The sequence below is a fragment of the Runella sp. R5_40 genome (assembly GCF_057652295.1).
On record NZ_JBYFCH010000049.1, the window covers coordinates 1 to 7,331 of the forward strand.

Genomic DNA, 7,331 nt, shown 5'->3' on the forward strand with positions numbered 1-7,331 from the left:
AAATAACCCCATTAATCAAATCCCTATTCCCTAAAATAAGGGAAACCCAGTGTCCAGTATTTAGCGGTCAGCACACTTTATTTCTACTGGTAGTGCTTACTACTAGATTTTTGTTTAGCGGCGTTATGTATTATAATATAGTACCTAGCTTTTGCAATATGTGCAAAATTAAGTGATTGTGCTGTTTGTTTGCATGGCTCCGTGTGCTATTTACTCAATGTATATTTATGGCTATTGACTATACCGATTTTCATCAAGTACGTCATCTTATTGATACGAACCCCTCCATAAAAATCCTTACCCGAAGTAGAGATACGGCGGCCTTGCTCCTTTCATTCAGCCATTGGGCTTTTAAAGTCAAAAATGTTTCTCGTTATCAGCAATCAGATTTATTAGACGCTTTGTCAAATTTTTTCTACGACAAAGAAATTGAAGATGTTAAATCTGCCCGTGACTACATTGAAGATTGGGTCAATCAGGGGTTTTATCGTAGGTTTATTAATCCTTCTAATTCTGATGAATATTTTTATGATATTACCTCTGATACTGAAAATACCCTCAGATGGCTACAAGAGTTGAACAAATCGGAATTTGTTGGAACAGAATCACGACTTTTAGATATCTTCAATACGCTACGTGAGATGGTTACGAGAAGTAGTGAAGATAAATACACTCGAATTGAACAATTAGAAAAAGAAATAGCTGATAAGAAATTAGAAATCAAGAAAATTGAGGCTGGCGAAATAGAAGTGTGGGATTCAACAAAAATTAAAGAAACCTACCAACTATTAGAAGAAAAAATCAATCGCCTAACCTCTGATTTTAGGCAAGTAGAGGAGAATTTTAGGCAGATTGATGGAAAACTTCGAGAGGATATAATTTCTACTTCATTGTCAAAGGGGAAATTCTTAGACAATCTTTTTCAGACAATCGATAAACAAATTTGGGAAAAAGACCAAGGCAAAAGTTTTAAGGCATTTTTTGATTTATTGACAAATCTAAATCGCCAAGAAGAGTTAGATAAACTGACCAGTTCAGTCTTAAAACTGCCCGATGTCCAGACAATTCAATCAAATTACAATCTTTCTGAGTTAAAATATGACCTGATTGATTACAGCCAAAACATTCACAATATCAACGATTCTATCATTCGTAGTTTGAGGCGGTTTATTGAATCCAGTTTTTTTGCTCAAAACAGACACATCATTAATAAAATTGAATCTGTTTTGGAATTAGCCATGACATTCAAACATAAAATACCAACTCAAAAAGATTTTATCGAAATAGATGGGAAGCCTGAATATAGTTTTGTGATGAGTCGAAAATTATTTGAACCCCCAAATACCACAAAAATCAAAATTCAGATAATGGAAGAGGCTGATAATGAGGGCGATTTTGAAGTGCTATTTCGACAACTTTTTATCAACCCAGAAGAATTAAAAACTAATATTCGATTTATGCTGCGAAATCGAGAAGTGGTTAGTTTGACACAAGTTATCAACACATTTCCTATTCAAAAGGGGTTAGCAGAGATAGTATGTTATATCAGTCTGGCCAAAGAAGCAGAGCAAATACAAAAGGCAATGATTGATGAAACCAACGAAGAAAAGTTAACCTACATTCAAGCAGGAGCTTGGCAAGAAATCAGTTTACCAAAAATTATTTTTAGCAATTAATGGAACCACGCAAGCTACCCGACTATAATCCTGCCTTAGTATATCTATATAAAGGGGTTATTTATCAAGAAAATGAAAAAATATGGTATCTTCTCATCAAACACCAAACTGAAATCCGAAAGCATTTTGAGCAAGCGGGGTTAGGTGTTTATATTGATGAAGCCGAAGGATATGCGCATATAGTTGATTTTGAACTACATGAAGAACAAGCCGACTTTCCGAAACTTATCGAAAAACGCCAGTTAAATTATATTACAAGTCTCCTTTGCGTGCTCTTGCGCAAGAAAATGGCAGAACATATCCAAACATCAAGCGAAACTCAAGTCCGAATCACCAAACAGGAAATCAATGACTTGATGCAAGGCTTTTTACAAATCAATAAAAATGATGATAGTAAATCAATAAAAAAAATTGATGAGGCCGTGAATCGGTTATCAGAATATGGTTTTTTGAGAAAATTAAAAAATGATGAAGATGAATACGAAATCAGGCGGATTTTGATTTCGTATATTAATATTGATTTTATCAAGGAGTTTGAACAAAAAATGAGAAGTTACGCACCAAGCCAAAGCAAAGACGACGATGAATAATACTCCTGAAAATACTGCGGGTTATAGATTGCACCGTTTTGAGGTGCTGAATTGGGGGACTTTCGATAAAAAAATCTGGAAAATTAATCCAAATGGATTTAATGCTTTGATTACTGGCGATATAGGCTCGGGGAAATCTACGCTTATTGACGGACTGACTACATTAATAGTCCCTTCTCAGAAAATTACTTATAACAAAGCGGCTGGAGCAGAAAGCCGCGAAAGAGGGCTGAAAAGTTATATTTTTGGGGCTTTTAAGGGTGAAAAAACGGACTTCTCGAATAAAAGTAAGCCCATTACGCTTCGCAAAATAGAAGACGGTACTTATAGCGTCTTGCTTGCTTGTTTTTATAACGACTATTATAAAAGTTATTGTACCATAGCTCAAGTTCTTTGGATAAAAAACGAGGGTGAAGTCGCTGAAAAGTTGTTTATAGTAGCCGAAAATGCTCTATCTATTTCTCAACATTTCCAGAATTTTACAGAAATGAGAGAATTAAAAAAGCGATTGAAAGAGTTAAAAAGCATTGATATTTTCGATACTTTTAAGGAGTATACTACTCGTTTTAGACAAATTGTAGGTATCAAATCCGACGAAGCGGTTGATTTGTTTAATCAAACTGTTTCGATGAAACAAGTTACAAATCTTACTGATTTTGTCCGTACCCACATGTTAAGCAAAACTGATGTGGGGGAAAAAATAGACGAACTTTTGAGTCGTTTTGAGCATTTGGATGCTGCACATAAAGCCATTTTAAAAGCCAAACGTCAACTTGAACTATTAAACCCTATTGTGGAAGAAATAGGTAGATATAATGAGGTTTGTCTTGAAATAGCAAAGTTAGAAGAAATATTAGCTCAAATACCTTATTATTTCGCTTACCACAAAGCCCAAATCTTACAGGAACTGCTTGGTGATGCCCAAATTGAATACGAACGAGCCGATGGTATTTTAGAAAATGCAAAATTGGACTTAGAAAGGTTAAGCAAGCAAGCTGATAAAATCAAAGAACTCATCCAAAATAATGAGAAAGGGAAACGTTTAACTCAAATTGAGGAAGAAGTACAGAAATTGGCGAAGGAAAGAAAGGCTAAACAAGACAAAGAGAGAGAGTACAAGTTACTGGCAGAAAAAATAGGACTAACTGTCGTTTTGGATGAAAACGAGTTCTATGAGAACAAAAAGAAATTAGGGAAAATAACGGTCGAAGTTGAGCAAAAACAAGAGAAACTGAGAGAACGACAAAATGCTAACTTGCTCCAAATAGACTCTTTACGAAAAACAAAAGCTGATATTGAAATAGAACTATCATCGCTCAGAGCAAGAAAAACCCAAATCCCTGACAGGCAATTAAAAGTTCGTAGAAGGATTTTAGACCATTTTGGCTTGGACGAAACCGACTTACCTTTTGTGGGTGAATTGATTAAAGTGAAAGACACCGAGGCAGCTTGGGAAGGGGCTATAGAAAGACGTTTGAATGGATTTGGTCAGAGTCTTATTGTAGCTGATGAATTATACAACCAAGTGAGCCACTTTATCAACTCAAATTCTTTTGAAGGCGAGCGGTTAGTCTATTTTAAAATAATTGATGAAGAAAAACGTGGCTTTCAACAAGTATCAAATCAATCATTAGTAAAAAAAATAGACATTAAAGACTCCGACTTTTATACCTGGATTGAACAAAGACTCATCAATGACCATAATTTGATTTGTTGCGATACCATCGAGGAATTTCGCAGAATGCCTTATGCCATAACCAAAGAAGGTTCTATAAAGTTGGGTAAAAGTCGTCATGAAAAAGATGACCGTCGCAATGTTCATGACCGCCGTAACTACATTTTAGGCTGGTCTAATGCAAACAAAATCAGTTTGTTAGAGAAGGACCTGAAGGATGTAAATCAAAAATTTAATGAATTAGAAAATCAGAATAGGAGCTTAAAGGACGAAGGAAATACGCTGAAACAACAAAATGAAGCTATACTTCTGCTCAATCAAGTTACGGATTATTCCCAGTTGAATTGGCAAGAGATAGCTACCCAAATTTTAGAATTAGAAAGAGAAGCATCTGATTTAAAAGCTACATCAAGCGAATTAGACATTCTAAATGCAAGATTGGTAAAAATTAGCCAAGAAATCATTTCTACTTCGGAGAAAAGAGACAAGCAAAATAAGGTTATTGGTAATATTGAAAGTGATGTTTTGAGAGATTCCAATGACCTTTATAATGCTCTTAACCTACTTGGTATTCTTGACAAAGACAACCGTGTGTTCGAGTCATTCTTTGATGAAGACCAGCCTATTATGGATAAGCTACCAAAGTGGCTAGATACATTAGAAAAACTACACATCGAAAACGACAAAGTTTCATCTGAGAATGAGATATTTATCAAAGAACAACTTTTGGAAAATCGAGAGATAAAACCCAATAATATAAGCGACCTAGAAAGTCGTGCAAAAGACAAAATCAATGCCAGTAGAACAGGTTTAAAAGACAAAAAAAATGAAGAAAAGTACAAAATAAGCAGTAGTATCAACAAAAAAATGGGAAAATTCAAAGAGGAATTTCCCGCTGAAACCCATGAGTTTGACACAAGCCCCGAACCCAAAGCCGCAAAAGACTACATGGAGCTACATTCTAAAATTAGAGAAGAAGACTTACCTAAACACGAAAAGCGATTTAAAGATGAATTGAATAATAAAACGATTGGCTATATTTCTCTCTTTAAAAATAACTTAGAACGCCAAGAAAACGATATAGAGAAAAAAATAAGCACCATAAATGAAAACCTTAAGGAGATAGACTACAGTAAAACAGAGGGGACTTATATTAAAATTGATAAGTCTAAGGTCGAAACATCCGATATAATTGATTTCAAAAATGACCTAAAAAACTGTCTCAGTAATACACTTGGCGAAAATGAACTAAATATCGAAAAACAGTTTGAAGCAGTAAAAAAACTGTTAGTTAGGTTTCAAAAATCGACCGACGAAGATAAAAAATGGACAGAAAAAGTAACCGACGTAAGAGAATGGTTCTTGTTTGGTGCAGAAGAATTGTATCGAGAAGATGATAGCCTAAGAGATTATTTTAGCGACTCTTCTGGAAAATCAGGTGGGCAAAAGGAAAAATTGGCTTATACAATATTAGCCTCCGCGATTACCTATCAATTTGGGTTGAGTTGGGATGGAAAACCTAAAACCTTCCGCTTAGTGGTGATTGATGAAGCATTTGGGCGTGGTTCAGATGATAGCACAAGGTATGGTTTAGAACTCTTCAAAAAAATGAACTTACAACTATTGATAGTTACCCCTTTACAAAAAATCAACATTATAGAAGATTATATCAATGCCGTACACTTCGTGGCCAATTCAAATGGGCAGTATTCAACCATTACTAATTTGAGCAAACAAGAATACTTAGAAAACAAAGAGAAATATGCTGAGTCCCAGAGAAATTGAAAAAAAAGCCGAGAAGTGGTGGAATGATGGTAGTTTTTTAATCGCTTGGTTAAGAAATGAAAGTTTTTTTCCAAAAGAAATCCCTCAAATCGGTGTGGTAAAGCCTTCTGAAGTTGGGCAGAATTTTGAAAAAATATATCAAGAACAACAGATTTTAAAAGAGTACTCAAAAGTAGGAAGAGGGTTTGGATATCAGCTTTTTTGGAAACAAATCAACAATAAGAGTATTGGAAACAGCGGTTTTATTACAAAAATAAGTATCGAAACAGAAACAGATTTTGTCAAATTAATAGATAAAGAAGAAAAATTTGATGAGTTTAAATATTCTGTCAAGCTTATCAAAACACAGCTGCCGAGGCTTTTGGACTGGGTTTTGGAAAATCCTCTACAAGTAATAAACCAAAGTGATTGTTGGCCTAATCTACTAAAAATCAGCCAATATTTTCTTCAAAATCCTATGCCACATCTATACATCAGGCAACTACCTATTGAAAACCTACACACTAAATTTATTGAGAATAATAAACCTATTATCACCTCTTTGCTGAATTTTCTTTTGCCGTCAACCTCCATAAATGCCGAAACTACAGATTTTGAAAAACGTTTTGGGTTAAAGGAGTCGGAACCAATAATACGATTTCGAATTTTAGATAACAGCCTTTTTGTCAACAACTTATCTGATATTTCGCTGCCATTATCACAACTTCAAGATTTATATATCAATAGTAGTTTAGAGCGAATTTTCATAGCAGAAAATAAGATGTGCATTCTCACATTCCCAGAAATGGGTAAGTCTATCATTATTTTTGGAAGTGGAAAGGCTGTAAGCAATCTTGAAAAACTGGAATGGTTACAAGAAAAACAAGTTTATTACTGGGGAGATTTGGATGTAGAAGGGTTTGAGATACTTTCTAATCTACGCAAGTTTAAAGCTAATGCTCAATCGCTTATGATGGATTTTGAATGCTTTGATTTATTTTCAAAGGAAGGACTCGTGGAGGGAAAAGATTCAGTGAAAAAGCTACCACCAAATCTAACAGACGACGAAATTGCTATGTTTCAAAGATTAAAAACATTGCCCCAAAAAAGCAACAGGTTAGAGCAAGAAAGAATACCTCAATGGTATGTGAATGAAAATTTGACAAAATTGAGATTTGCTACAAGCAAGTGATTTAAATAATTCAGATGCTTATCAGCAAGCTATGTTTGAGGTCACGCCCCATCTCCACGAAACCCACGAAGATTTTTCAACTTTCAGCCACGAATCATCTCATTCAGATTTTGATGGACATGATGCGGGCTATGGTTTTTGAGAAGAGAAAACACTAAGATTTTTGAAGTTTAAGGCGCTCTTTTTGCACAAACGAAACCTTTACCCCTGCCAACTCGGCGATTTTGGCATTATCAAAGTCAGTTTTTGTAAGTAGGTTTTGAACAAAATCAAGGTTTTTTTTCTCGATACCTTTTAATTCTCCTAGTCGGGAGTGTAATACAAACTCTGTCTAATGATCATTTTTGGCCAAATTTAGTTTTTTCTTTCGATTTCAAATGCTTTTTTGTTTTGTTATTTGTCTAGTCAAGGGCGGCTGAGGAACGAGGCCGTTT

The 7,331-nt window shown here is 34.8% G+C and carries 4 protein-coding genes; all 4 read left to right on the top strand.

What is annotated here, in order from left to right; translation table 11 throughout:
* The first annotated feature begins 227 nt into the window (after nt 1–227).
* From AC23N5_RS31155 to AC23N5_RS31170, 4 genes are read left to right on the top strand one after another with little or no spacing between them, the layout of a single operon-like run.
* Nucleotides 228–1,676: a DUF3375 domain-containing protein gene (locus AC23N5_RS31155; RefSeq protein ID WP_487758520.1), complete on the top strand. Its 1,449-nt coding sequence runs from the start codon at nt 228–230 to the stop codon at nt 1,674–1,676.
* Nucleotides 1,676–2,266, top strand: a complete 591-nt coding sequence (locus AC23N5_RS31160) for a DUF4194 domain-containing protein (RefSeq protein ID WP_487758521.1) — start codon at nt 1,676–1,678, stop codon at nt 2,264–2,266. Before AC23N5_RS31155 ends, AC23N5_RS31160 begins: the two co-directional genes overlap by 1 nt.
* On the top strand, nt 2,259–5,726 hold the full coding sequence (locus AC23N5_RS31165; RefSeq protein WP_487758522.1) for an ATP-binding protein: 3,468 nt from the start codon (nt 2,259–2,261) through the stop codon (nt 5,724–5,726). Before AC23N5_RS31160 ends, AC23N5_RS31165 begins: the two co-directional genes overlap by 8 nt.
* The gene (locus tag AC23N5_RS31170; protein ID WP_487758523.1) at nt 5,704–6,897 is read left to right on the top strand and encodes a Wadjet anti-phage system protein JetD domain-containing protein; all 1,194 of its coding nucleotides are present in this window, start codon (nt 5,704–5,706) and stop codon (nt 6,895–6,897) included. Before AC23N5_RS31165 ends, AC23N5_RS31170 begins: the two co-directional genes overlap by 23 nt.
* Nucleotides 6,898–7,331: the final 434 nt, after the last annotated feature.